Genomic DNA, 24,294 nt, shown 5'->3' with positions numbered 1-24,294 from the left:
CGACTCCCCCTAGAACCGCGATATGTCCCGCGGAATTTTCTTGAACACCAAGCCCATTCGGCTCAGTTCAGCTTTACTCAGTATGCACGAATCGGCGTAGATTACAATGGTGTCCGCAATGACTTGTCCGGTAAACGGGGCCAGGAACTCGTGATTGAGGACGGTGGCCTGGTTCGCATCGTAGTGTAAATGATAGGCAGTCCCACCGAAGGTCCCCAGGTAGTGCGGAAAACCTTCGACCTGTTCGCGCGGACTGACGCCTGCCGTCTCCGTGTACCAGATGTAGTCACGAAGTCTTTCAACAGGAACGGACGGATTGAGTTCGTCTCCGTTGAAGAGGGGCTCCCCAAGCTCATAGTAGGAAAAATCCCCACCCGTCTTCTGAAGCGAATCGGGCTTCGCCACCTTTCCAGAGATGACACGCCTGACTCTCTCGGCAGTAACAGACTCCGCGTATTCTCCAAGCTCCACCAGGATGAATTTGCGAGTGCCGCCATCTGTTGCGTTCAGCTTGAGAGTTGCATGCCCCGTCGTCCCGGAACCAGCAAAGGAGTCTAGGACCAGAGCGTCATCTCGATCATGCAGCGATATGATCCATTCGATAAGGGACAAGGGCTTTGGAGTATCGAATTCCTTGCTTCCGAAGATGGCTTTGATTACGGCAGTTGCGTCCGCATTGGTGCCATAACCGTCAAGCCAAGTGTTCCACCCAAACGACTTCTTGACGTCTCGCACTTTCTCATAGGGCACGTTCCGTGAGGTCGCACCATTCACACTGACCCCAGCGTCGAACGGCGCCCGTTCCCAGTGTGCTCGAGAAGGGTCTTTCAGAATCTCGGCCATCGCGCTGTGAGTGGTACCCCACCGCCAGTACCCCTCGGTTCCGTCATTCTTGAAAGGAAGTGCCGGTTGACCATCCGGGTCGGTGATCGGAAACCAGAGGTTGGGCCGGTCCTTCCGATCGGAGGTGGCGCCCCACTTGCGCAATTCCCTACCCTTGCGATACATGCCGGCTGAGTCTTTCAGCGTTAGAGGTCCGGCGGATTTCTCCTCTTTCACGAGCCGACTCTGATCGCCCTTGCTATAGAAAAGGACGTATTCGTGGCCTGTACGTAGCGCCGACTTATCCTTACCGCCGCTTGGCTCGGACCTTACGGGGGCGGTGGCCAGTCTGTTCCGCGCTCCGAAGATCTCATCGAGCATGGCCCCGAGATTATGAAGCTCCGCGTCGCCGATCGACACAGCGAATAGGCCGTCCGCCGACAAGAGTCGATGCAAAAGACGTAGCCTCGGGTACATCATGCTGAGCCACTTATCATGGCGGGATAGGTCTTCACCTTCCCTACCCACCACTTCTCCAAGCCACTGGCGGATCACTGGATCATTGACGTTGTCGTTGTATATCCAACGCTCCTCCCCAGTGTTGTAAGGAGGATCTATGTAGACGACGTCTACCCTACCCTCGTACCGCGGCAAGAGAGCCTTCAGGGCTTCGAGATTGTCACCATGGATGATCATGTTTGCGGAACCGTTGTCGGCCTGCCGCAGACCGTCTTCATCAAACGAGTACTGTCTATCGAGAAGGCGAAACGGGACATCGAGGTGGTGCGTAAGCACCTTACTCTTGCCGACCCACATCAATTCGGGCATTACTAAACTCCTTGGCAACGTGCGTTCTGACCAAGCGATACCCCGCCGGGAGGCGCGCTGCGCCTGAAGTCGTTCGTGGCCGCTGCTGGTGCCGGGACCCCGCGGTTCCTACCGCTCTCCGACGACACCTGCGCAAAGACACGTTGTCTACTCATGCGATCATCGGCGTAGCTCTGGTCGTTGGGGCACCGAAGAAGATTACCGCTGCAGCCGACGCCATCCCGTCGCAGGCAGACCTGCCCTCTGACATATTGCCGGTCGCGCCGCCGCGGGCCCAGTTCGGTGCCGGAGTTGTGCCGGGGTGTCATGTGGTCCGACTGCTACCAACCACCACCAGTCGCGTGCGCCTCGCCCGGCGTGACGGCCAACGAGGACTAATCACTTTTCGAAATTCACTCGAACTTCAACTGAAAATCGAAAGGTCCACGGATCGATGCCGTGTCCAGCCACCGGTGAAGGCCCCCTGCTTCGGCAGGGGGCCTTTTCCGTTGTCTGGCCGGTGTGACGTCGGTCGCAAAACACCGGTGTTCGCGCGTCGAACCGTGGCACGCGCGTGTTCAACGGGTGAACACCGGTGTTCTGCGGACCGGCTAGGCCTCGCGGGTCTTCGGGCTGCTGTCGTTCGTCTTCGCGGGGTCGCGCTCGACCACGGCGCCCAGGGCATCGTCGATCCGCGACAGGAGCTCCGCCGGGATCGTGACGCCGGCAGCGCCCGCGTTGTCGTGCACCTGCTCCGGACGCGACGCCCCGATGATCGCGCTCGCGACGTTGTCGTTCTGCAGGACCCAGGCGACGGCGAGCTGCGCCATCGACAGGTCGAGCTCGTCGGCGACCGGCTGCAGCTCCTGCACCGAGGACAGCACCTCGTCGCGCATGAACCGCTTGATCATGTCCGCGCCGCCCTTGTCGTCGGTTGCACGCGAGCCCTCGGGCAGCGGCTGACCCGGCTTGTACTTGCCGGTGAGCACGCCCTGGGCGATCGGGGACCAGACGATCTGCGAGATGCCGAGTTCCTTCGAGGTGGGGACGACCTCGTCCTCGATGACCCGCCACAGCGCCGAGTACTGCGGCTGGTTCGAGATGAGCTGGAAGCCGAGGTCCTTCGCGAGCGCAGCACCCGCACGCAGCTGGTCCGCGGTCCACTCGCTGACGCCGACGTACAGGACCTTGCCCTGGCGCACGATGTCCGCGAAGGCCTGCATCGTCTCTTCGAGCGGGGTCTCGTGGTCGTAGCGGTGCGCCTGGTACAGGTCGACGTAGTCCGTCTGCAGCCGCTGCAGCGAGCCGTCGATCGACTCGAGGATGTGCTTGCGGGACAGCCCGGTGTCGTTGTGGCCCTTCGGACCGGTCGGCCCGAAGACCTTCGTGGCGATCTCGAGGGACTGGCGCCGCTCCCCCTTGAGCGCTTCGCCGAGGACCGTCTCCGCGCCGGTGTTGGCGTAGACGTCGGCGGTGTCGAACGTCGAGATGCCGACCTCGAGGGCAGCCTTGACGCAGGCGATCGCCGCGTCGTTCTCGACCTGGGATGCGTGGGTGAGCCAGTTGCCGTAGGTGATCTCGGAGACCTTGAGGCCCGAGTTGCCGAGGTAGCGGTACTCCATGTGCGTGTCACTCCTGTCGTGGGGCGCGTCGGTGCGACCCGAACGGTGACGGTAGTCCGCGGGTCGATGCCGGGACCCAGCGGCAGTCCCGGGCGGCAGGACGACACCCCGGCGATGTGGCCTGGGCCAGTGATTGTTCCGGGGTCTACAGCACTACGTTCCCACAACGCCGAGCGCGGTGCATAGGCAAGGTCATGACACCGTTTCAATTGCCCGACGATCTCGACGGCACCCTCCGTCTCCTCTTCCACGCGTTTCGCGTCGGCGAGTTCGTCCTCCGCACCGTCGAACGCCTTGCCGTCACCAGGAGACGGCGGCCGTGCTCGGTGCCCGACCCAGCATCTGAGGGGCAGGATCGCAGGGGTTCGGCGCAGGGCTGCGCCGCGGAGAGCGAGGGAGCATCCATGACCGGAGCGAGCGTGTTGTTCATCGGCGGGAGCGGCGTCATCAGCGCCGCCTGCGTCCGGGAAGCCGTCGAGCAGGGGTTCGACGTGACCGTGCTCAACCGGGGGACCACCGGGGGCAGGCCGATCCCGGAGGGTGTGACGCGCCTCCAGGCCGACGTTTCGGACCGCAGCGCACTGGCGGACGCACTCGGCGACCAGCGCTTCGACGTGGTCGTGAACTGGATCGCCTTCACGCCGGACCAGGTGCAGGCCGACGTCGACTTCTTCGCGGGGCGGACGCGGCAGTACGTGTTCATCAGCTCGGCCTCGGCCTACCAGACGCCGGCGACGCACCTGCCGATCACGGAGTCGACGCCGCTGAAGAACCCGTACTGGCAGTACTCGCGCGACAAGATCGCGTGCGAGGAACTGCTGATGGACGCGTACCGGGAGCAGGACTTCCCGGTGACGATCGTGCGGCCGTCGCACACCTACGACGAGACCAAGCTGCCGCTGACCGGCGGCTGGACCGCGGTCGCCCGGATGCGCGCCGGGAAGCCGGTCATCATCACGGGCGACGGCACCTCGCTGTGGACCCTGACGCACAGCCGTGACTTCGCGGTCGGGTTCACCGGGCTGCTCGACCGGGCCGAGGCGATCGGCGAACCCTTCACGATCACGAGCGACGAGGCGCCGACTTGGAACGCCATCGCCCACGAGATCGCTGCTGCGGCCGGAGTCGACGACCTGCGCATCGTGCACGTGCCGGCGGATGCCATCGCCGCCGCGGACGCGGAGTGGGGCGCGGCACTGCTCGGCGACAAGGCGAACAGCTCGGTGTTCGACAACAGCAAGGTCCGGTCGCTCGTGCCGTGGTACCGGCCGCGCACGACCTACCGGCAGGGTGTGCGCGAGGTCATCGCCTGGTACGAGGCGCACCCCGAGGAGCAGGTCATCGACGAGCGGCTCGATGCCCTGATGGACGAGCTGGCGGCGCGCTGGGCGGTGTGAGTCGCGGCGCCGCACGCAAGACACCGGTGTTCGCGCTCCGCACCGCGGGATGCGGGGGTTCAACGCGCGAACACCGGTGTCTTGCGGATCAGATCAGGCGCGCGCCGTCAGGACGTCAGCCAGGGTTCCGACCGCGAAGCGCACCTCGTCGTCGGTGACGACCAGGGGCGGCGCGAAGCGGATCGTCGACCCGTGGGTGTCCTTCACCAGGAGCCCGCGGTCGGCGAGGTCCTTCGCGATCGCCTTGCCGGTGCCGAGCGCGGGGTCGATGTCGATCCCCGCCCAGAGTCCGGCCACGCGGTGCGAGACGACACCCTTGCCGAGCAGATCGTCGAGCAGGCCGCGCAGCAGCGGTTCGCCGTCGAGGGCCCGCTGCTGGAACGTGCCCTCGCCGAGCATCGCCACGACCTCGGCACCGACGGCCGCCGCGAGCGGGTTGCCGCCGAAGGTCGACCCGTGCTCGCCGGGACGCAGGACCCCGAGGACGGCAGCCGAACCGACGACCGCCGACACCGGCACGATGCCGCCGCCGAGGGCCTTCCCGAGCGTGATGAGGTCGGGGCGCACGCCGACACGCTGCACCGCGAGCGTGTGCCCCGTGCGACCGAGGCCGGACTGGATCTCGTCGGCGATGAACAGCGCACCGAACTCGTCGCAGACCGCGCGGACGTCGCCGAGGTACGACTCCGGCGGGATGACCACGCCGCCCTCGCCCTGGATCGGCTCGAGCAGCACGGCGACGACGGTCTCGTCCATCGCCTCGCGCAGGGCCGCAGCGTCGCCGTAGGGCACCGTGCGGAAGCCAGGCGTGTACGGACCGAAGTCGTCACGGGCCGAGGGGTCGTCGGAGAACGAGATGATCGTCGTCGTGCGGCCGTGGAAGTTCCCGGACGCCACGATGATCGTCGCCCGCTCGGCCGGCACGCCCTTGACCCGGTAACCCCAGGCGCGGGCCACCTTGATCGCGGACTCGACGGCCTCGGCACCGGTGTTCATCGGCAGGACCATCTCGGTCTCCGTCAACGCCGCCAGTGCTGCGGCGAACGGCCCGAGCTGGTCGTTCACGAACGCGCGACTCGTGAGCGTCACACGGTCGAGCTGCGCCCGTGCGGCGTCGAGCAGCCGCGGGTTGCCGTGGCCGAAGTTCACCGCGGAGTACGCGGCGAGGCCGTCCAGGTACTGCTTGCCGTCGACGTCCGTGACGGTGGCTCCGGCACCCGACGCGATGACGACGGGCAGCGGGCTGTAGTTGTGCGCGAGGGCGCGGTCCTCGACGGCGAGCGCCGCCGCGGTGTTGACCCCGAGCGCCGCTGCCGCCGACATCAGCTGACCCCGAGCGAACGCGCGACCGAGGTGCCGGTGCCGACCGGGTGCAGGTCGAGCGTGCAGCACTTCACGCCGCCACCGCCGAGCAGCAGCTCGGACAGGTCGACGCCGATCGGGTTGTAGCCCTTCTCGCGCAGCTGCTCGGCGAACCGAACAGCCCGGGCGGCAATCACGACGTTGTACCCGTCGGAGTACGAGTTCAGGCCGAGGATCGCGGCGTCCTCTTCGGTGGCGATGATCGCGTCCGGGAAGCGCTCGCGCAGGATCGCCAGCGACGGCTCGTCGAAGGCGCTCTCCAGGTACGCGATGTTGCTCGTCCCGTCGACGGAGGGCTCGGGGTCGAGCACGGCGATGGCGGTGTCGAGGTGGTAGAAGCTCGGGTTGATGAGCTTGAGCGTGACGACCTCGCGGCCGTAGATCGTCGCGAGCTCGTCGTGCGAGGTGCTGTCCGACCGGAAGCCGGTGCCGGCGAAGATGGTGTCCCCGATGAGCAGGAAGTCCCCCTCGCCCTCGTTGGTCTGCTCCGGTTCGGCGACGGTCAGACCGGCCTGACGGAACCAGTCCATGTACGCGGGGCCCTCGGGCTGGCGCTCGGGGTACTGGAACTTCGCGCCGTACGCGATGCCGTCGAGGACGAACCCGCCGTTGGCCGCGTAGACCATGTCCGGCAGGCCGTCGATGGGGTCGATGTACGAGATGTCGAAGCCGAGCCGCTCGTAGACGGCGACGAGCGACTCCCACTGCTCGACGGCCTTCGACGTGTCGGTCGGCTCCTCCGGGTGCATCCACGGGTTGATCCGGTAGCTCACGGTGTAGAAGTCCGGCTTGCACATCAGGATCGTCCGCTTGGTCGCGGTACGGGCCGGTGCATCGGTGGTCGAGGGTGCGGTGTTCGACATCAGTCCTCCTGGAAGGGACCGGGGCCCGAGCCTGCCAGGAACCGAAACGGAACGAGGAGAAGAGCTCCGGTGAGATGCAGGCTCACTCACCGCAGCGGACCAGGTCGACGCCGAGTCGATCCTTCCACAGACCGTCTACGGAGTGCAGTACCCGAGCTCGGACGGCTTGACACCCGTTCGGGTGACGCACGTTTCGTGCGCGAGAACCACCGCGCTCGCAAGAAGTCGGCGTACGATAGGGGACAAATGGATACGCTCGACCACCGCATCCTGGATCAGCTCCGGGACAACGCCCGCGCCGGCTACGGCGACATCGGGTCGGTGGTCGGACTCTCGGCCTCGGCCGTGAAGCGCCGCGTCGACCGGCTGGTCGGTGACGGCGTCATCCAGGGCTTCACGATCAAGGTCGACCCCGCCGTCGAGGACCGCGGCACCGAGGCCTGGGTGGAGCTCTACTGCCGCGGCACCGTCTCGCCGGACGAGCTGCGTGCCCTGCTCGACACAGTCCCCGAGGTCATCGACGCCGGCACGGTCACCGGCAGCGCCGACGCCGTCGTGCACATGCGCTCGAAGGACCTGTCAGCGCTCGAAGAGGCGCTCGACAAGGTCCGCCTCGCACCCCAGGTCGACCACACCCGCTCCGCGATCGTGCTCTCCAAGCTCGTCAGTCGAGAGACCGCGTAACGTCCCACGCATGGGACGGAAGACGGTCTGGAGGCGCGACTCGGCACCCACGGGATCGCGCCCGGCCCGGCAGCTGGTCACCGCCGCGAGCGTCGCCTACGTCGCGAACTGCCTCTGGGGCACCGCGGTCGCCGTGCGGCTGATCCGCACGAAGAAGCTCCGCGTCGTGCACCACGGCCTGTTCGTCGTGACAGCCACCCTGACCGGCGTCGCCGCGACGACCCCCGTGTGGACGCGTGACCGCACCGCACTGTTCCTGCTGCCGGCACTGGTGCCCCTGGCGGTCGCTCCACGCACGAACCCGCGCTCCGGAGCACACTGGAAGGTCGCGGTCGCCGCCGCGCCGTCCTACCTGGGGGCCGTGCTCGCACGCAGGCGATCAGAGAGGTGAGCAGTGGAGCTGTTCGAGGCCATCCGACGACGACGCACGACGAACGGGCCGTTCCTGCCCGATCCGGTGTCGGAAGAGCACCAGCGGCTGCTCATGGAGCTCGCCGGCCGGGCGCCGTCGCAGCTCAACAGCCAGCCGTGGCGCTTCGTGCTGATCGAGGAGCGCCAGACGATCGACCGCGTCGCCGAGATCAGCGGCAGCTCGATGACCCGCACGATGGCCGAGGGCACGTTCTTCGAGCGGTACAAGCCGTACTTCCGGTTCTCGAAGGCCGAGATGGACGAGCGGCGCGACGGGATGCTGTTCGACAAGCTCCCCGGGCCGCTGCGGCCGTTCACGAAGCAGGTGTTCACGAAGCGCGGGCAGCTGCTCATGAACACGCTCCGGGTGCCGCAGACCCTGGGTGAGGAGAACCGGAAGCTCGTCGCCGAGTCGCCGCTGCTGCTCGGCGTGATGCTCGATCGCCACGAGTACCGGAAGGAGGAGCTGTCCGGCTTCTACTCGGTGTTCAGCATGGGCGCGGCGATGGAGAACATCTGGCTCGCGACGACCGAGCTCGGCCTGGGGATCCAGTTCGTGTCCTTCCCGATGGAGACCCCCGGCGCGTGGGAGGAGATCGAGGGACTGCTCCGCGTGCCCGAGTCGCTCGAGCTGATGGCCGTCTACCGGATCGGGTACCTGCCCCCGGAACGACGACGGCCGGCCATCGACTGGACGTCGAGCGAGCGGAAGCGTCCCTCGCAGTACGTGTTCCGCGGCACCTGCGACACCCCGCAGCAGGGGTGGGACGACGCACCCGTCGCAGCCCACATCGAACCGGAGGCGACCACATCGTGACCGACACCCGACCAACCCAGAGCACCCCGGGCCTCCAGGCCGTTGCCCCCGGCCTGCCGGGCCGCCCCTGGATCTCGCAGGACTGGCTCGACGTCGTCTTCGTGCACTGGCGCGTCGACGTGTCGGCGGTGGCCCCGCTGCTGCCGGCCGGAACGCGGCCCGACACGATGGCGCTCGACGGCACCGACGACGGGGTGACCACCTGGGTGGGCCTCATCGCGTTCCGGTTCGAGGACACCCGGTTCCCGCCGTTCTCGACCGGGAGCATCGGTGACTTCGTCGAGCTGAACGTCCGCGTCTACACGGTCGACGAACAGGGGCAGCGCGGGGTCGTGTTCCTGTCGCTCGACGCCGGCAAGCTCCTGCCGACCATCGGCGCACGCGTCGCGACCGGCCTGCCGTACCGGTGGGCGGTCGCGGAGTCGCGCAGCGCTGACGGTCGCGTCGGGTACGCGATGCGTCGGCACGGCACCCACCTGCGGTCGATGCTCGACGTGCGTGTGGGCGAGGTGCTCGACGAGCCGGGGCCGCTCGAGACGTTCCTGACGGCGCGGTGGGGCATGCACGTGCACCGGGCCGGGCGGACGCGGTTCTGGCCGAACGAGCACGAGTCGTGGCCGTTGCACCGGGCCTCGGTGGTGTCGCTGCGGGACGACCTGCTCGGGGCTGCCGGGCTGCCCTTCGGGCTGACCGAGCTCGAGCCGGACTCGGTGCTCTACTCGCCGGGGGTCACGACGCGGTTCGGTCGGGGGCGCTGAGGCCCGGCTGCTGCCGCATCGGGGGACAGCGGCTGAGTGGTGCACGGCCGACCGCAGGTACAAGGGAGCCATGACTCGAGTGGCAGTGGTGACCGGTGGATCCGCAGGACTGGGACGGGCGACCGTCCGGGAGCTCGCCGCACGGGGGTGGGACGTGGCCGTCCTGGCCCGCGGGCAGGAGGGCGTCGACGCCGCCGTCGCCGAGGTCGAGGCCGCCGGGCGTCGCGGGCTGGCCCTGGTCGCCGACGTCTCCGACCGCGACGCCGTCGAGGCCGCAGCCGACCGGGTCGAGCAGGAGCTCGGACCGATCGACCTGTGGGTGAACGGCGTGATGGTCGGGGTGTTCGGGAAGTTCCTCGACACCGCCCCGGAGGACTTCGAGCGGGCGCTGCACGTGACCTACCTCGGCTTCGTGAACGGCACCCGGTCGGCGCTGTCGCGGATGGTCCCCCGCGGCCGCGGCCACGTGATCCAGGTCGGCTCCGCGCTCGGGTTCCGCGGGATCCCCCTGCAGGCCGCGTACTGCGGCGCGAAGCACGCGATCGTCGGGTTCACCGAGTCCGTCGTCTCCGAGCTGCGCGAACAGGGCAGCAAGGTGAAGGTGTCCCGCGTGGACATGCCGGCGCTCAACACGATCCAGTTCCAGTGGGTGAAGTCGAAGCTGCCGCACCACCCGCAGCCGGTCGCCCCGATCTACCAGCCCGAGGTCGGTGCCCGCGCCATCGCCGCCGTGGCGGAACGACCGCGCAGCCGCACCTGGGTGGGCGAGTCGACGGTCTACACGATCCTCGGCAACCGGATCAGCGGACGCTTCGCCGACTGGTACGCCGCCAAGACCCTGGTCGACGGGCAGCAGGCACCCGACAAGGACGGCCTCGAGATGCGCGACAACCTGTACGAGCCGGTGCCGGGCGACCACGGTGCGCACGGTGTCTTCGACGAGTCCGCACACGCCTGGTCGCCGCAGACGTGGTGGGTGGAGCACCGCCGTGTCGGCAACGGCATCATCGGGGCCGTGCTCGGTGTCGCCGGGGCCGTCGCACTCGTCGCGGGACGCCGACGATGAGCCGCCGGTCGTCGACCGTGAGCGGGACAGCCGTCGTCGAGCTGGCCCGGGCCGGGCTCGGCCTGTGGCACCTGAGCCGTGCGGCCCGAGGGTCTGACCAGGCCATCCTGCACGGCGTGCTCGGGGTCCGGCAGGTCGCACAGGCGGTGCTCGTCGCGCGGGCTGGCTCCGGCAACGCGCACACCCTGAGCGCCGTCGTGGACACCCTGCACGGTGCGACGATGGTGCCGCTGGCCGTCGCCGATCCCCGTCGCCGTCGGTTCGCGTTCGACCAGCTCTGGATCGCCGCGGTGCTCGCGATCGCCGAGGCAGCGGTCGTCGGTCGCGGAGGACGCCGCTGAGTCCTGTCGGGGGTGCTCGGTAGCGTCCCCGGCATGAGCACGATCTACTCCGTCGCGTCCTCGCTGGACGGCTTCGTCGCAGCGCCCGACGACGACCTCGACTGGCTGCTGCAGTTCGGGTTCGAGCCGTTCCAGGAGCACCACGACCGGTTCTTCGCCGGCGTCGGCGCGATCGCGATGGGGTCGACGACGTACGAGTGGTTGCTCGAACACGACGACACGTGGGCGTACCCGGACCGGGCGACCTGGGTGTTCACGACCCGCGACCTGCCGGTGCCCGACGGAGCCGACGTGCGGTTCGTGTCCGGCGCGGTCGGCGACCACCAGGCCGACCTCGAGCGTGTCGCCGACGGCCGTGACGTCTGGGTCGTCGGCGGCGGACTGCTCGCGGCGCAGTACCAGCAGGCGGGCATCCTCGACGAGCTGCGCGTCACCGTGATGCCGGTCGCGCTCGGTGCCGGAGCACCCCTGCTGCCGGTCGCCGCACCGACCCCGGTGTTCGAGCTCGTGGGCACCACGCCGTTCGACGGCGGAGCGGTCGAGCTCCACTACCGTTCCGCAGCAACCGCGGCGTAGCGTCCGGAGCATGAGCGACAACGAGCAGACCGAGCCCGTCATGGACGGTGCCACCGATGCCACGAACCACGAGAAGCTGCAGGGCCTGATCGAGCAGGTCGACCACGACCACGCGGGTGAAGGTGCCGGCGCGATGGCGGACCACCTCCGGGACCGCATGGACGAGACCGGCGTCGAGGACGAAGAGGGCGGGGACGGCGAGGACTGATCCTCGGGTCACTTCGTGTGCAGAAGAGGTCGGGTCCCCACACGGGACCCGACCTCTTCTGCTCACGACCCGGAACGCACGCAGCGCAACGCGCGAAGCGGAAGTGCCTAGACCCGCAGCTCGGAGAAGTCGCTGTCGACGTCGCCGAACCGGTGCGCGGTGATCGACACCGACTGCTCGCGCAGGTACGGCAGCATCTCGATCACTCCGGCCTCGACCACGGGGGCGTCGTGGATCGCGACGTCGATGCTCGCACCCAGGGCTTCTTCGAGGGCGAGGGGGTCGCCGCCGAGCAACCGGATGCGTGCACCGGGACCACCGAACGCCGTGTGCGCCGGGCGGTCCTGCCCCTGTGACAACACGGCCTCGAGCGCGTCGACGGGCTGTTCGTCCTGGCCACTGGACCAGTCCGCCTGGAACACGGCCCCCGACGATGCGCGGGCGTGGAAGTCCTGGTCGGACTCCACCAGGTGGTCGACGACGTCGAGCGGGGACCGGTTCGACGCCAGCAGCTGCGTGAGCGGACCAGGCAGCGGTCGAGCCGTGCTGAGCAGGATGTGCGCACGTGCCGAGGTCGCTGCGACGAGCGTCCGGACGAGGTCCACGGTCGAGGCGTCCTCGGCCTGGCGGACGATGACGGACTGGGGGCGGTGCCGCAGCACGTTCCGCTGCACCACGAGCCCGGACAGGTCCTGCGACCGGAACAGGGTCTCTCGTGCGCGGACGTCGCTCAGGGCCCCCGCGCGGACGCGGTCGAACTCCTCGAACGACAGCCCGCTGCGTGCCGCCTCGATGACGGCGGTCACGCGCGGAGGCAGGCCGTGCAGCTGGATGCTCCGGTGCACCGTGCGGGGCGTGGGCAGCCAGCGGCCGAGCGCGGCGACGTACATCGGGCCGCCGGCCTTGGTGCCGGTGCCGACCGAGGAGCCCTTCCAGCCGCCGAACGGCTGGCGTCCCACGACGGCACCGGTGATGCCGCGGTTGACGGACAGGTTGCCGGCACGGACCCGGGCGAGCCACTCGGACACCTCGTCCACGTCGAGCGAGTGGATGCCCGCCGTCAGCCCGAAGTCGGTGCCGTTCTGGATCGCGATCGCCTGCTCGAGGGTCTCGGCGCGCATGATGCCGAGCACCGGGCCGAAGAACTCGGTCTGGTGGAAGTCGCTGCCGGGGCGGACGCCGTCGCGGATGCCCGGCGACCAGAGCCGGCCGGAGTCGTCGACCGCCTCGGGCTGCACGAGCCAGGACTCCCCCGGCCCGAGCTCGGTCAGGCCCCGGCGCAGCTTGCCCTGCGGTTCGGCGATGAGCGGGCCGACCTGCGCCGTGGGGTCGTCGGGCCACGCGACCCGGAGTGTGCGGGTGGCGTCGACGAGCTGCCGCTGGAACCGCTCGCTCTCGCCGACCGACCCGACCAGGATCACGAGGGACGCCGCCGAGCACTGCTGTCCCGCGTGCCCGAACGCGGACTGCACGATGTCCTGCACCGCCAGGTCGAGGTCGGCGCTCGGCGTGACGACGATCGCGTTCTTGCCGCTCGTCTCGGCGGTGAGCGGCAGGCCGGCGCGCCACCAGCGGAACGAGCGGGCGGTGTCGGACGAGCCGGTGAGGATGATGCGGTCGACGGTGGGGTGGCCGATGAGGTCGCGGCCGAGTTCGTCCTCGGCCAGGTCGACGAGCTGCAGCAGCGAGTGCGGCACCCCGGCGTCCCAGAGCACGTCGGCGAGCACCGCACCGGAGCGCTTGGCCTCGGGCGCGGGCTTCAGCACGACACCGCTGCCCGCAGCCAGTGCCGCCAGCACACCCCCGGCGGGGATCGCGACGGGGAAGTTCCACGGCGGCACGACGACGGTCAGCCGCGGCGGCACGTACTGCGCGCCCTCGATGTCGCCCAGGCGACGGGCGCTCTCGGCGTAGTAGTGGGCGGCGTCGACGGCCCCGGTGACCTCGGTGTCGGCCTCGGCGAAGGTCTTGCCGGTCTCGGCAGCCATCACCTCGATCAGGTCGGCCCGGCGGGTCTCGAGTTCGTGTCCGATGAGGTCGAGGAGTTCGGCGCGGTCGGACGGGTCCTGCCGCCCCCAGTTCACACCGGCCTGGGCCGTGCGGGCCATGATCCGTTCGAGCTTCGAGCGGTCGGCGACCTTCGCGCCGCGGATCGTCTGCGCACCCAGCTGCGAGCGCGGCACCCGGCGAAGGACGTCGAGCGCCCACGCACGGTTGGCGGCGACGGACGGGTCGGTGTCCGGGGCGTTGCGGAACGCGTCCCGCAGGACGGGTTCGCCGAGCGCACGGTGGCGGTCCTGCGTGCGGTGGCTCGCGGGGACGGGCTCGTCGAGCGCCGCGACGGACGCCAGGTACCGGGCGTGCTCCCGCTCGAACACGCTGGCGTCGTGGTCGATGTCGGACGCGGCGGCGATGAAGTTCTCGGGGCTCGCGCTCTCCTGCAGGCGACGGGCGAGGTACGCGATGGCGGAGTCGAACTCGTCCGGCTGCACGACGGGCGTGTAGAGCAGGATCTGCCCGACGTCGGCACGGACGGCCTGCGCGTGCGTCGACGCCATGCCGAGCAGCATCTCGACGTCGACGGCGTCGGTGACCCCGCGGCGCTGCGCGAGCACCCACGCGGTGGCGAGGTCGAACAGGTTGTGCCCGGCGACCCCGATGCGCACGGCGTCGGTGCGCTCCGGCGTCAGCGCGGCGTCGAGCATCCGCAGGTAGGCCGTGTCGGTCTCGCGCTTGCTGCCCCAGGTGGCGAGGGGCCACCCGTGCAGGATCGCGTCGACGTGCTCCATGGCGAGGTTCGCGCCCTTGACGAGCCGCACCGTGATCGGGGCTCCGCCGCGCGCCCGGCGTTCCTGCGCCCACTCGGTCAGCGCGTCGAGTGCTCCCGCGGCGTCGGGCAGGTAGGCCTGCAGCACGATGCCGGCCGGCAGGTCGGCGAACTCGTCACGGTCGAGCAGCGCCCGGAACACGGCGAGGGTGACGTCGAGGTCGCGGTACTCCTCGATGTCGAGGTTGATGAACTTGGCGGGTCGGCCGGAGGCCATCGGCGCCGCGGCGGAGCGGTACAGCGGGACGAGTCGGTCGACGACGCGCTCGACCGTCTGGTCGAAGGCCCACGCCGACGTCTGTGGCACGACCGAGCTGACCTTGATCGACACGTGGTCGACGTCGTCGCGGGCGAGCAGGTCCATGGTGCCCTGCAGGCGGCGGTCGCTCTCGGCAGTGCCGAGGACGGCTTCGCCGAGCAGGTTGACGTTGAGCCGGGTGCCCGGCCCGCGCACCTTGGCGAGGGCCGGCCCGAGCTTGCTGGTGCTCGCGTCGATCACCAGGTGCCCCGTCATCCGGCGCAGGATCCGGCGCGCGGTGGGGATCACGGCCCACGGCGCCATGGTGGCGAAGCCGCCACCGAGGGTCACCGCCCCGCGGAGGTACCAGGCGAGGAAGTCGGGGACGTCGCGGCTCAGCTGTTCGAGGTTGCGCGCGGCGACGCGCGGGTCTTCGGGGCGGATGACCTTGTCCACGAAACCACGGGTGAAGCCGAGGCCCTGCTCGTCGCGCAGGACCTCGGCCAGACGAGCCGCACCCGGGTCGGGCTTCACCCCGGCGGAGGCCGCCAGCCACCGGCGCACGAGCGCGACGGCGTCGTCGGTGGTGTCCTGGAGGCGAGCACTCGGCATCCTCCGATCGTATGCCGGACGTCCGACGCGACCTCGGAGCGCGCCGTACGTCGGCCAGGAGTCATCCGAGCGGATGAAAGCGCTGCCGCCGCGGACCGACCGTCCGCCCGGTGGATACGCTGGTCGGCATGTCGACGGAGGGCAACGGTGGCCACGACTGGGCCACCTGGGACGCGTACCACGACGTCTGGCGACGCCTGGACCGGGCGCTCGACCAGGCCGTGCAGGCCGGAGCCGGGATCTCCATCCCCGAGTTCGAGATCCTGATCGGCCTGCACCGTGACCCGGACCACCGTCTGCGCGTCCGGGACATCGCCGCCGGCATCGGCTGGGAGAAGTCGCGCGTCAGCCACCAGGTCACGCGCATGGTCTCCCGTGGCCTGGTCGAGCGGGCGGACTGCCCGAGCGACGGCCGCGGCAGCTGGGTGGTGATGACCACGGACGGTCGTCGCGCGGTGCTCGCCGGCATCCGAGCGCACACCGGTGCGCTGGAGGACCTGTTCTGGAGGCCCGTGGGGACCGACGCCGAGACGCTGCGGTCCGTCAGCGCGCGCGTCCAGGACGCGATCGGCCCGGACGACGCGGACGAGGCCGACGCCGGCTAGTGCACGGTGCCGGCGAGCGTTCGACGAGCGTCAGAGCTCGACGACGGCGAGCGCGCCGCGCTCACCGCGCAGCCGGACCTGCACGCTCTTGATCTCGTCACGCGGGATGTCGGTCGAGGCCGACAGTCCGCGCGCGTCGGCACCGGCAGCCGTCCACGACCCCACGGTCTGGGCCGAACCGTCGGTCCGGACGACCACGAGGTCGTAGAGGATCGAGCCGTCGGCGGACCACTCCTTGCCGCCGTACGAGCACCCCCAGTCGAAACGGGTGCCCCACTGCTCGCCACTGATGGCGAGCTCGACGTCGAGTCCCTGCACGCCGGTCATGTCGAACCGGTCAGCGGTGGCCGCTGCTGTCGGAGCGGCACCGGCCTGCACCGTGGTGCGCTCCCCCGCTGCCCCGACCGCGAGCCCGCCGAGGACGGCGGCGACCACCGCGAGCCCCGCGGTGGCAGCGACCCACACCCGGCGACGGCGGCGGCGGTGTCGGACGCGGTGGGCGACGGAGGCGAGGTCGCTCTCGGAACCGGTGTCGGGCCTCCCGTCCGGTTCTGCGATCTCGATCGCCTGGTCGGCCGGCAGCTTGCCGAGCAGACCCGGCAGACCGACCAGCTCGGCGACTGCGGCCGCACAGCGGTCGCACGTCTCGAGGTGCCGCTCGTACTCGAGTCGTTCGTCGGCCGGGAGCGACCCCAGGACGTACGCCGCATCCCACTCCGCGTACTTGTCGTCGCTCATCGGGTCACTCCTCGTTCCTGCAGGGCGAGCCGGAGGGCTCGCAGCCCGTAGTGCAGCCGCGACTTGGCGGTGCCCTCCGGGATGTCGTGTCGTCGTGCGATCTCCGGCACCGTGTGCCCGAGCCAGTACGCGTCCACCACCACGCGGCGGTGGTCCGGGGTCAGCGACGCGAGTGCGTCAGCGACCACGATCCGGTCCAGCACGGCGTCCGTGCTGTCCGACTCGATCCGCTCCACCTGGTGTTCGGTGCTGCGCTCGCGGCGGTTGCGTGCCGACCGTGCCTCGTCGACGACCAGGTTGCGCGCCACCGTGAACAGCCACGCCCGCGCGCTGTCGGGTGCCCGTTCGAGCACGGCCGGACGCTGCCAGGCGCGGACCATCGCCTCCTGCACGACGTCCTCGACCGTCGAGCCGTCCCGCGTGAGGTGCCGGACGTACCGCGTGAGCGCGTCGCCGTGCTCGCGGTACAACGTCGCGAGCAACTCGTCCGCGGAACGACTCGTCACGGTCACTTCCCGAGGTCGAGGGAGAACTCGACGGAGCCCTTCCCGTCCACGGTGACGAAGCCGAGCGAGGGGGCCTTCACGCCGTAGTCGGCGAAGGTGATCGGCACGGTGCCGGCGACCTGGACGGTCCCGCCCTTGCCGACCGCGACCTGGGCGTCGGCCGTGACCGGCTTCTCGACGCCGTGCAGGTCCATCGTGCCGGTGAGGGTGACGTCCTGCGTGGAACCGTCGAGCGCCTTCGTGACGTCGATGGGCTTCGTGAGCTCGAACGTCGCCGTCGGGTACTTGTCGGTCTGCAGCGCGGTGGAGCGGAAGTACTCGTCGCGGGCGGCTTCGGGCGTGGTGATCTTGCCGACCTGGACGGTGACGGTCGCCTTGGTGAGGGAGCCGCCGTCGACGACGGCGGTGCCCTTGACGTCCTTCGTGCGACCGACCACGTTCACATCATTCCCCTGCAGGACCTCGTGCACCCGGTACCCGGCGTACGAGGTGCCCTTGCTGGTCCAGGTGCCGTCGGCGTCCTTCGCGTCGAGGGTGCCGGACGAGGACGCCGACAGCGAGGGTGCTGCGGCGGCCTGGCCGTTGACGGTGTTCGCGTAGATGACCGGGCCGGCGATGACGGCTGCTGCCGCCACGACGACGACGCCGGCGGAGATCCCGATGATGACCTTGGTTCGTTTGCGGAGTGCCATACCCTCAACGACGAGACGGCAGGGCGGATCGTTCAAACCGGTTTTCTGCGAGGTCCGACTACGGGTTGTGCATCTGGCATTTCACCGGCATATTTGAGCACCATGAACGCTCGATTCGCCACTGTCCTGGCAGCCGTCCTCACGGCTGGCTCATTCGCTTCCCCCTCCGTCGCCCACGCGGGAACGCCTGTCGTCAGGGCGGCCGACGTGGCGGTCGAGGAGCACGGTGCACCCATTCCCGGAGGCGGCGCGATCACCCCGTCGTACACGATCACGCCGGAGGGTGGTGGGAGCTGGAGCTACGGGACCAACGGGGCGAACAACACGGCCTACTCGAACTTCTACCACAAGACCCGCAAGCACGGATCGTCGGTCGAGAACGGTGCCGGGAACCTCTCTCGGAGCAGGGACACCGCCGGTGGAGCGACCGCCAAGTCGTCGATCCGGAAGACCTACGCCGGCAACCACGCCTACTACCGGTTCGTCCGGTAACACATCGCTGTCGGGCTCATGTTCCGTCTCTTCGTCGGGGGCACCGTCGCCCTGGTCCTCGGCATCACGTTCCTCCTCGTGCAGGTGCTCGATGAGCTCGCACCAGCTGGTTCGACCGACGTGATCACGGTGTGGGACCACCCGTCGTCGCACTCCGCTTCGTTCCGAGCGCTCGTCGAACGCGCAGCCGCCGCGCACGACATGTCCGTCCTCAAGGAGTCGAGGACCGAGGGGTCGTCGGGCGTGGTGCGGCACGAGTACGTGGTCAACCCCGACGCGGCGAGGACGTTCCAGCTCTCGCAGGACGACGTCCCCGGGTTCGATCCGACCCTCGTGACCCGGTTCCGTCCGTTCTCGGACCTCCCGTCCAACCGCATCAACGGGACCTACCTGACCGACGCGGGGACCGGAGCAGCCAGGGATTTCGCATCGGCGCTCACCGCCGAGGGCGTCACGGTGACCGTGCACCCACTCTCGCCGATGTCGCTCCTGCTCTGGGCGACGTCGGAAGCCCCGCTCGTCCCGATCAGCGGCACGATGCTCCTCGTCATCGTCGTCGGAGCTGTCGCGTGGCAAGGATCTCGGCGGAACATCCGCTCCGTCACCACGGTGTTCGGTCGACCGACCAGCGCGTCCGTCGGCAGGGACCTCGGCGTGCTGTCCTCCGCGATCGCAGCGACCGGAGCGGGAGGCCTCGCCCTGTCCGTCGCGCTCCTCGCGCTCGGCGGACGACCTGATCGGCTCGACCTGTTCCTCGGGGCCGGCGCAGTCGTCCTGACGGGCACGATCGCCTTCGCCGCTGCCGCTGCCCTCGTGGCCGCAGTCTGCACGTCCGGGTCGGTGACGCGCGGGATCGACGGTGCACGGCCCTGGAAACGTGTGCTCACCGTGTCGTTGGTCAGCAACGTCCTCGTCCTCGCGCTCTCGACGGCAGCAGCCGCATCCGCCAGCGCGAGCATCACCCTGGCTCGTGACGACGCTGCCGAACGGAGCATGTGGGCCCCGTCGCTCGAGGACGTCCGGCTCACCTTCGAGTCGTCGAACAGCGAACTCGATGCAGCACAACCTGAACTGGCAGCGATGTACGACCGCCTCGACCGAGCCGGCAGCGCCGTCCTCGCCGACCACGCGATCGCGGCAGATCGCTCGAGTCACGACCCCGACGCGGGCAACGTCGTGATCGTCAACGCGCAGTACCTCGTGGAGCAGACGCTGCGGTCACATGCTGGGACCCGCCTCCTGCCTGCGGACCTCGACCCGCGCGCGCTCACGTTGCTCGTGCCCGAGGGCGCGGCGGTCACGGCGTCCGACCAAGAGGCATGGCGTGCGTTCCTGCGCTTCCAGCGCAGCAACTCGGCCGATCCGAGCAGGATCCCCACCGCCATCGAGCTCGACCTCCGGCCGATGGAGGCGCAACGCGTGTTCACCTACGCGACCGACGACCTCGGTGCGACCAGCACACAGAGCGACGCAGTCGTCGCGGTCCTGCCGTCGGCCACACCGTCCGTCTCCGAGAACTTCATCATCTCGAACATGACGACCGGGGAAGTCGTCTTCACCGACCCCGTCGGACTCCGGTCCGACCTCGAGCAGCACCGCCTGACGGAGAGCGTGGCGACCATCGAGCCGCTCCGTGACCCGGTCTCCTACCGGTCCACGGTGATCGATCGCGACCTGCACCAGGACCTCGCCGCGATGGGGGTCCTCGTCCTCGGGCTCGCCGCTTCCGCTGCGGTGACCGCCCGAGCAGTGACGATGATCGGCCACCGCCGCGCGACGATCTCCTGGACGCACGGGATGTCCGCCGTCCGTGTGACGGCAGGCCTGCTCGCGCTCCCGGTCGCCGCGCTCGTCACGGCCGGAGCCCTGCTGGTCGGTCGGGAGCCGGACCGGGTCACAGCCATCGGCTGCGTCGCGCTCGACGTGGTCATCGTCATCGCGGCGACCGCGATCTTCCGCACCGCTCGCCGCACCCGCGCCACGAGTCGTCCCTGAACGAGAAAGCAACCCCATGCACAGTCCGGTCCTCTCCGCGAGCGGTATCCGACGATCACACGGCTCCCATGCGCTCCTCGAAGGAGTGAGCCTCACCGTTCCTGCCGGATCCGCGCTGGCCGTCACCGGGCGCAGCGGGAGCGGCAAGTCCACGTTGTTGCGGTGCCTCGGCCTGCTGGAGCGGGTCGACGGCGGCGAGATCCGACTGCACGGCGAAGACGTGACCCGGGTCACCGCGCGGCGGCGGACACAGCTCTACCGATCGACCGTCGGGCACCTGTTCCAGAACGGCGCGCTCGAGGACAACTGGACCGTGCGTCAGAACCTCGACGTCGCGTTCATCGGGTCGCCCATCCGGCACGCTGATCGCCGACAGGTCCGACGATCAGCACTCGAGCGGGTCGAGATCGCCAGATCAGAACGGACACGGACGCACACGCTGAGCGGGGGTGAGCGCCAGCGTCTGGCCATCGCGCGGCTCCTCATACGACAGCCCGAGGTGGTGTTCGCGGACGAACCGACGGCAGCACTCGACGAAGCGACGGGAGCAGCGATCATCCATCAGCTGTCGACGCTCCGCGAGGCTGGGGCTGCAGTCGTCGTCGCGACCCACGATCCGGCCGTGGCGCGCTGGGCCGATGAGTGCCTCGAACTCACGACGACCGGGCGGTGATCAGTCGACGGTGCGAGCACGTTCCTCGTCGGAGCGGTGCTGGTCGACCGCCGCTGCGTCGTCGGCCGCTGCGTCGTCTGCGGTCACGGCGTCGTCGTCGTTCGCCGGGGTCTCCCCGCGCATCCGGACGAGGCTCGCCAGCGTCGACACGGCCATCGCCGCGACGATCACCAGCAGGGACACCCACGTGTTGATCTCCGGCGCCCACGCGATGTGGTCGCCACCGTTCAGGAACGGCAGCTCGTTGTCGTGCAGCGCGTGCAGGACGAGCTTCACGCCGATGAAGGCCAGGATCACGGCGATGCCGTACTTCAGGTAGACCAGACGCTCGAGCAGTCCGCCGAGCAGGAAGTAGAGCTGGCGCAGGCCCATCAGCGCGAAGACGTTCGCGGTGAACACGATGAAGGGGCTCTCGGTGATGCCGAAGATCGCCGGGATCGAGTCGAGCGCGAACAACAGGTCGGTGGTGCCGATCGCGATGAGCACGATGAGCAGCGGCGTGAAGTGCCGGACACCGTCGTGGTGGGTGCGGAACTTCATGCCGTCGTACGTGTCGGTGAGACGGACTCGACGGCGCAGCAGCCGGACGACGAAGGTGTCCTTCTGCTCGTCCTCGTCCTCGCCGCGGAGCTGCTGGATCGCCGTCCAGATCAGCCAGGCGCCGAAGATGTAGAAGATCCACGAGAAGTTCTCGATGAGCTGCGCGCCGACCAGGATGAAGATCCCGCGGAGCACGAGCGCGATGATGATGCCGAGCAACAGCACCTCTTGCTGGATCTTCTTCGGCACCGAGAAGCGCGCCATGATGATCACGAACACGAACAGGTTGTCGATGCTCAGGCTGTACTCCGTCAGCCAGCCCGCCAGGAACTGCCCGGCCGAGTCACCGTCGGCGAAGACCAGCATCAGGACCGCGAAGATCAGGGCGAGCCCGACGTAGATGCCCACCCAGATGCCGGATTCACGCAGCGTCGGCACGTGCGGGCGGCGCGCGACGATGAGCAGGTCGGCGAGGAGGATCGCGACCAGCGCGATCATCGAGCCGACTTCGAACACGACGGGGAGCTCGGGCATGCGGAGCCTTCCTTGCTGGTGGTGGGGCGGGCCGCTTCGTGAGCGACCCGCACCAGTCTCCGGCATGATCCAGGCGGTGGCGAACCCGGGGGCTGCGTGCTGCGGACAGAGCCGGCTGTCAGCGCTCTGACGCCACCGCGTCCGCGACGGCCCGGGCGACCTCGATGGCGGGGACGCCGGTGGCGTCGATGACCTCGGCCTCGGCGTGCAGCCAGCCGCGCGCCGCCTCGGCGTAGGCGTCGACGTACGCGAACCGGAAGGTCGACGGACCCACGACCGGGTCGTTCTGGATCCGGTCGCGGAGCGTCTGGCCGTCGACGTGCAGCACGAAGTGCCGGACCGGGATCGCGTGGACTGCGAGCCCCGCGGCGATCTCGCGCCAGTAGGCCTCGACCAGGACCGTCATCGGCATGATGAGCGGCCCGCCCACGTACTCGTGCACCCGGCGAGCGGTCTCGACCACGAGCGGCCGCCACGGGTCCCAGTGCTGGAAGTTGTCGCTCTCCGGCAGCCCCGGTGTGACGTCCATCAACACCTCGCCGACCTTCTCGGCATCGAGGATCCGCGACCCGGGCAGCAGCGGCTGGAGGAGTCGGCTCGTCGTCGTCTTGCCCGCCCCGTGGGTTCCGTTCAACCAGACGATCACACGAGGACCCTAGCCGCCAGCCACCCCGAGGGGCGGTCGGCGGCTGGGGTCGGCCGGGCAGTCAGCGGTTCGGCCGGCCGGTCGGCCTGTCAGCGACCGCTGAGGTCGTACGGGGCCACCGCCGAGTCGACCGTCGTCAGGTACCCACCCCCGGCGAGCGCCGTGGGCAGCGTGATGGTGCGGACCACGGACGGCGTCGCACCGGTGGTGTCGATCTGGGTGATCTTCCCCTCGTCGCCCCGCGTCACGAACACACTGCGGCCGTCGTCGGTCGCCGCGGTGAACCGCACCGATGCCCCGGTGGCCGGCTGTCCGGCGACGGGGCCCTTCCGCAGCGACGTGAGCGCGACCGAGGTCGTCGGGCCGGAGTAGACGCCGTCGGCCTGCTTCCGCACCAGGACGAGCGAGTCCCCGGCGCCCGACGTCAGCGCGACGGCGGCGAACCGGGCGGTGACGGCGACCCGGGTGAAGGATCCGGTGCCGAGGTCGACGCTGCTGATCCCGCTGGACGACGTCGACGAGGTGGTCAGGTACGCGGGGACGGCGTTCCACGGGGTGCCGGCTGCTGTGCTGCCGGCCTGGGTGCCGACCACGGTCGTGCCGTCCGGCGCCATGCGGGGTCGGTAGCTCTGCACGCTCGGCTTCGGGTAGGCGACGGACCGGGAGCCCGTGAAGCCGGTCCGCGTGACCCGGACGGTCTGCACGCCGGCGGCCAGGTCGGAGCCGATCACGGTGCCGGTGGCGTTGACGATCGGCCCGTGCGGATAGGCGCCGAGGGGCGTGGTCGCCACGGGGCGCGGGTGCGTCGCGCCCTGCATGATCGCGGAGACGGAGTAGGCGTCGAGGCGTCCGCCCGCGGTGACGACCAGGCGCAGGGGGCTGCCGACCAGGAACGTCTCGAGCTCCTCGGTGCCGCGCTTGCCCGTCGTGGCGAGCTGAACCGCCGAGGTGTCGATCCGGGCGGTCCGCTCCGTCTTCCGTCGAAGGTCGATGACGGTGACCCGCTGCCGCTCGGAGCCGTCGAAGTCGGAGCCGACCGCCAGGTGTCGGCGCGCGGTGTCGGTCGACAGCCAACCGGCACGCTCCCAGCGGCCGTCAGCGTTCGGGATCGCGTAGTGCTGAGCGATGCGAGCGGTGCCGCGGGGGCCGATGGCCAGGACGTCGAGCTGCGGCTTCGACTCGTCCATGAACGCGATCCGCCCGTGGCCGAGCTGCACGGAGCCCGCGTGGGTGCCGAACTCGATCCCGCTCAGGGTGGCGGTCCGCCGACCGGTCACGGCGTCGTTGACGTACACGCGCTTCGCCGTCGGGTCAGCCGTGACGAGCCAGCTGTGGTGGGCGGTCCGGGTCACGGCGGATGCAGCCGACGCGGGGACGGCGATCGCGGTGGCGACGAGGGGGACGAGCCCCGCGAGGACGAGGGCGGGGAGGAGACGTGGAGGTCGAGCGGACATGGGGCTCC

At 69.5% G+C, this 24,294-nt stretch carries 24 protein-coding genes; 13 read left to right on the top strand and 11 right to left on the bottom strand.

Translation table 11 applies throughout. The features are described 5' to 3' along the window. Positions 1-9 precede the first annotated feature (9 nt). Entirely contained in the window at positions 10-1,650 is a 1,641-nt protein-coding gene (locus KK087_RS06880; RefSeq protein WP_214564631.1) for a site-specific DNA-methyltransferase, read from the bottom strand. 590 nt (positions 1,651-2,240) lie between these two features. After that, a complete protein-coding gene (locus KK087_RS06875; protein WP_111022370.1) occupies positions 2,241-3,251 on the bottom strand; it encodes an aldo/keto reductase family protein in 1,011 nt (336 codons plus the stop codon). Between the two features lie 404 nt (positions 3,252-3,655). On the opposite strand from KK087_RS06875, the gene KK087_RS06870 reads away from it, so the two are divergent. Beyond that, complete coding sequence (locus tag KK087_RS06870; RefSeq protein WP_214564630.1) at positions 3,656-4,648, top strand: NAD-dependent epimerase/dehydratase family protein; 993 nt, start codon at positions 3,656-3,658, stop codon at positions 4,646-4,648. Positions 4,649-4,741: 93 nt separating this feature from the next. On the opposite strand, the gene rocD is transcribed toward KK087_RS06870, so the two are convergent. Next, on the bottom strand, positions 4,742-5,971 hold the full coding sequence (gene rocD, locus KK087_RS06865; RefSeq protein ID WP_214564629.1) for an ornithine--oxo-acid transaminase: 1,230 nt from the start codon (positions 5,969-5,971) through the stop codon (positions 4,742-4,744). Beyond that, complete coding sequence (gene ddaH, locus KK087_RS06860; RefSeq protein ID WP_214531457.1) at positions 5,971-6,873, bottom strand: dimethylargininase; 903 nt, start codon at positions 6,871-6,873, stop codon at positions 5,971-5,973. The genes rocD and ddaH overlap by 1 nt, the downstream gene beginning before the upstream one ends. 246 nt (positions 6,874-7,119) lie before the next feature. Here ddaH and KK087_RS06855 point away from each other — a divergent pair, with 246 nt between their 5' ends. From KK087_RS06855 to KK087_RS06820, 8 genes are all read left to right on the top strand, one after another. Beyond that, complete coding sequence (locus KK087_RS06855; RefSeq protein WP_017887694.1) at positions 7,120-7,557, top strand: Lrp/AsnC family transcriptional regulator; 438 nt, start codon at positions 7,120-7,122, stop codon at positions 7,555-7,557. A 10-nt stretch (positions 7,558-7,567) separates the two neighbouring features. Further along, positions 7,568-7,948 carry a hypothetical protein gene (locus tag KK087_RS06850; protein ID WP_214543723.1) on the top strand — a complete coding sequence of 127 codons (381 nt, stop codon included), beginning with the start codon at positions 7,568-7,570 and terminating at the stop codon, positions 7,946-7,948. Between the two features lie 3 nt (positions 7,949-7,951). Then, positions 7,952-8,785 (top strand): nitroreductase family protein, encoded by an 834-nt coding sequence (locus tag KK087_RS06845; protein ID WP_214564628.1) that lies wholly within the window; start codon positions 7,952-7,954, stop codon positions 8,783-8,785. Beyond that, on the top strand, positions 8,782-9,543 hold the full coding sequence (locus tag KK087_RS06840; protein WP_214564627.1) for a YqjF family protein: 762 nt from the start codon (positions 8,782-8,784) through the stop codon (positions 9,541-9,543). Before KK087_RS06845 ends, KK087_RS06840 begins: the two co-directional genes overlap by 4 nt. A gap of 70 nt (positions 9,544-9,613) precedes the next feature. After that, positions 9,614-10,609 (top strand): SDR family oxidoreductase, encoded by a 996-nt coding sequence (locus KK087_RS06835; RefSeq protein WP_214543726.1) that lies wholly within the window; start codon positions 9,614-9,616, stop codon positions 10,607-10,609. Positions 10,610-10,626: 17 nt separating this feature from the next. Beyond that, the gene (locus KK087_RS06830) at positions 10,627-10,950 is read left to right on the top strand and encodes a hypothetical protein (protein WP_214564626.1); all 324 of its coding nucleotides are present in this window, start codon (positions 10,627-10,629) and stop codon (positions 10,948-10,950) included. 33 nt (positions 10,951-10,983) lie between these two features. Then, positions 10,984-11,526, top strand: coding sequence for a dihydrofolate reductase family protein (locus tag KK087_RS06825; RefSeq protein WP_214531453.1), 543 nt, complete (start codon positions 10,984-10,986; stop codon positions 11,524-11,526). A 10-nt stretch (positions 11,527-11,536) separates the two neighbouring features. Then, positions 11,537-11,734, top strand: coding sequence for a hypothetical protein (locus KK087_RS06820; protein ID WP_214531452.1), 198 nt, complete (start codon positions 11,537-11,539; stop codon positions 11,732-11,734). A 107-nt stretch (positions 11,735-11,841) separates the two neighbouring features. Here the strand turns inward: KK087_RS06820 and KK087_RS06815 are convergent, their stop codons facing one another. Continuing rightward, positions 11,842-15,411, bottom strand: coding sequence for a bifunctional proline dehydrogenase/L-glutamate gamma-semialdehyde dehydrogenase (locus KK087_RS06815; protein WP_214564625.1), 3,570 nt, complete (start codon positions 15,409-15,411; stop codon positions 11,842-11,844). A gap of 128 nt (positions 15,412-15,539) precedes the next feature. Here KK087_RS06815 and KK087_RS06810 point away from each other — a divergent pair, with 128 nt between their 5' ends. Then, complete coding sequence (locus KK087_RS06810) at positions 15,540-16,016, top strand: MarR family winged helix-turn-helix transcriptional regulator (RefSeq protein WP_214543729.1); 477 nt, start codon at positions 15,540-15,542, stop codon at positions 16,014-16,016. Positions 16,017-16,046: 30 nt separating this feature from the next. Here KK087_RS06810 and KK087_RS06805 read toward each other — a convergent pair whose 3' ends face one another. Genes KK087_RS06805 through KK087_RS06795 form a run of 3 tightly spaced genes read right to left on the bottom strand, consistent with a single transcriptional unit; the run spans position 16,047 to position 17,952 of the window. Beyond that, the gene (locus KK087_RS06805; RefSeq protein ID WP_214543730.1) at positions 16,047-16,754 is read right to left on the bottom strand and encodes an anti-sigma factor family protein; all 708 of its coding nucleotides are present in this window, start codon (positions 16,752-16,754) and stop codon (positions 16,047-16,049) included. Then, positions 16,751-17,266, bottom strand: a complete 516-nt coding sequence (locus tag KK087_RS06800; RefSeq protein WP_214531448.1) for a sigma-70 family RNA polymerase sigma factor — start codon at positions 17,264-17,266, stop codon at positions 16,751-16,753. The genes KK087_RS06805 and KK087_RS06800 overlap by 4 nt, the downstream gene beginning before the upstream one ends. Continuing rightward, entirely contained in the window at positions 17,263-17,952 is a 690-nt protein-coding gene (locus KK087_RS06795) for a YceI family protein (protein WP_214564624.1), read from the bottom strand. Before KK087_RS06795 ends, KK087_RS06800 begins: the two co-directional genes overlap by 4 nt. Positions 17,953-18,159: 207 nt before the next feature. Here KK087_RS06795 and KK087_RS06790 point away from each other — a divergent pair, with 207 nt between their 5' ends. From KK087_RS06790 to KK087_RS06780, 3 genes are read left to right on the top strand one after another with little or no spacing between them, the layout of a single operon-like run. Further along, on the top strand, positions 18,160-18,444 hold the full coding sequence (locus tag KK087_RS06790) for a lactococcin 972 family bacteriocin (RefSeq protein WP_214564623.1): 285 nt from the start codon (positions 18,160-18,162) through the stop codon (positions 18,442-18,444). 18 nt (positions 18,445-18,462) lie between these two features. Then, positions 18,463-20,439, top strand: coding sequence for a bacteriocin-associated integral membrane family protein (locus KK087_RS06785; RefSeq protein ID WP_214564622.1), 1,977 nt, complete (start codon positions 18,463-18,465; stop codon positions 20,437-20,439). A 16-nt stretch (positions 20,440-20,455) separates the two neighbouring features. After that, positions 20,456-21,112: an ATP-binding cassette domain-containing protein gene (locus KK087_RS06780; RefSeq protein ID WP_214531445.1), complete on the top strand. Its 657-nt coding sequence runs from the start codon at positions 20,456-20,458 to the stop codon at positions 21,110-21,112. Here the strand turns inward: KK087_RS06780 and KK087_RS06775 are convergent, their stop codons facing one another. The 3 genes from KK087_RS06775 to KK087_RS06765 form a co-directional block, all read right to left on the bottom strand. Next, on the bottom strand, positions 21,113-22,186 hold the full coding sequence (locus tag KK087_RS06775) for a TerC family protein (RefSeq protein ID WP_214564621.1): 1,074 nt from the start codon (positions 22,184-22,186) through the stop codon (positions 21,113-21,115). A gap of 118 nt (positions 22,187-22,304) precedes the next feature. Next, positions 22,305-22,832 (bottom strand): DEAD/DEAH box helicase family protein, encoded by a 528-nt coding sequence (locus tag KK087_RS06770; RefSeq protein WP_214564620.1) that lies wholly within the window; start codon positions 22,830-22,832, stop codon positions 22,305-22,307. Positions 22,833-22,921: 89 nt separating this feature from the next. After that, positions 22,922-24,286 (bottom strand): hypothetical protein, encoded by a 1,365-nt coding sequence (locus tag KK087_RS06765; protein ID WP_214564619.1) that lies wholly within the window; start codon positions 24,284-24,286, stop codon positions 22,922-22,924. Between the last annotated feature and the right edge of the window lie 8 nt (positions 24,287-24,294).

Source organism: Curtobacterium aurantiacum (assembly GCF_018598555.1).
GTDB classification, from domain to species: domain Bacteria; phylum Actinomycetota; class Actinomycetes; order Actinomycetales; family Microbacteriaceae; genus Curtobacterium; species Curtobacterium aurantiacum.
Note: the sequence above shows the minus strand (reverse complement) of the source record. Positions and strands in the feature narration are given on the sequence as shown.

What these genes read in the sequence shown, in the direction of transcription:
- KK087_RS06880 (WP_214564631.1), bottom strand. Translation starts at nt 1,650, where the DNA reads ATGCCCGAATTGATGTGGGTCGGCAAGAGTAAGGTGCTTACGCACCAC.
- KK087_RS06875 (WP_111022370.1), bottom strand. Translation starts at nt 3,251, where the DNA reads ATGGAGTACCGCTACCTCGGCAACTCGGGCCTCAAGGTCTCCGAGATC.
- KK087_RS06870 (WP_214564630.1), top strand. Translation starts at nt 3,656, where the DNA reads ATGACCGGAGCGAGCGTGTTGTTCATCGGCGGGAGCGGCGTCATCAGC.
- rocD (WP_214564629.1), bottom strand. Translation starts at nt 5,971, where the DNA reads ATGTCGGCGGCAGCGGCGCTCGGGGTCAACACCGCGGCGGCGCTCGCC.
- ddaH (WP_214531457.1), bottom strand. Translation starts at nt 6,873, where the DNA reads ATGTCGAACACCGCACCCTCGACCACCGATGCACCGGCCCGTACCGCG.
- KK087_RS06855 (WP_017887694.1), top strand. Translation starts at nt 7,120, where the DNA reads ATGGATACGCTCGACCACCGCATCCTGGATCAGCTCCGGGACAACGCC.
- KK087_RS06850 (WP_214543723.1), top strand. Translation starts at nt 7,568, where the DNA reads ATGGGACGGAAGACGGTCTGGAGGCGCGACTCGGCACCCACGGGATCG.
- KK087_RS06835 (WP_214543726.1), top strand. Translation starts at nt 9,614, where the DNA reads ATGACTCGAGTGGCAGTGGTGACCGGTGGATCCGCAGGACTGGGACGG.
- KK087_RS06825 (WP_214531453.1), top strand. Translation starts at nt 10,984, where the DNA reads ATGAGCACGATCTACTCCGTCGCGTCCTCGCTGGACGGCTTCGTCGCA.
- KK087_RS06820 (WP_214531452.1), top strand. Translation starts at nt 11,537, where the DNA reads ATGAGCGACAACGAGCAGACCGAGCCCGTCATGGACGGTGCCACCGAT.
- KK087_RS06815 (WP_214564625.1), bottom strand. Translation starts at nt 15,411, where the DNA reads ATGCCGAGTGCTCGCCTCCAGGACACCACCGACGACGCCGTCGCGCTC.
- KK087_RS06810 (WP_214543729.1), top strand. Translation starts at nt 15,540, where the DNA reads ATGTCGACGGAGGGCAACGGTGGCCACGACTGGGCCACCTGGGACGCG.
- KK087_RS06805 (WP_214543730.1), bottom strand. Translation starts at nt 16,754, where the DNA reads ATGAGCGACGACAAGTACGCGGAGTGGGATGCGGCGTACGTCCTGGGG.
- KK087_RS06795 (WP_214564624.1), bottom strand. Translation starts at nt 17,952, where the DNA reads ATGGCACTCCGCAAACGAACCAAGGTCATCATCGGGATCTCCGCCGGC.
- KK087_RS06785 (WP_214564622.1), top strand. Translation starts at nt 18,463, where the DNA reads ATGTTCCGTCTCTTCGTCGGGGGCACCGTCGCCCTGGTCCTCGGCATC.
- KK087_RS06780 (WP_214531445.1), top strand. Translation starts at nt 20,456, where the DNA reads ATGCACAGTCCGGTCCTCTCCGCGAGCGGTATCCGACGATCACACGGC.
- KK087_RS06775 (WP_214564621.1), bottom strand. Translation starts at nt 22,186, where the DNA reads ATGCCCGAGCTCCCCGTCGTGTTCGAAGTCGGCTCGATGATCGCGCTG.
- KK087_RS06765 (WP_214564619.1), bottom strand. Translation starts at nt 24,286, where the DNA reads ATGTCCGCTCGACCTCCACGTCTCCTCCCCGCCCTCGTCCTCGCGGGG.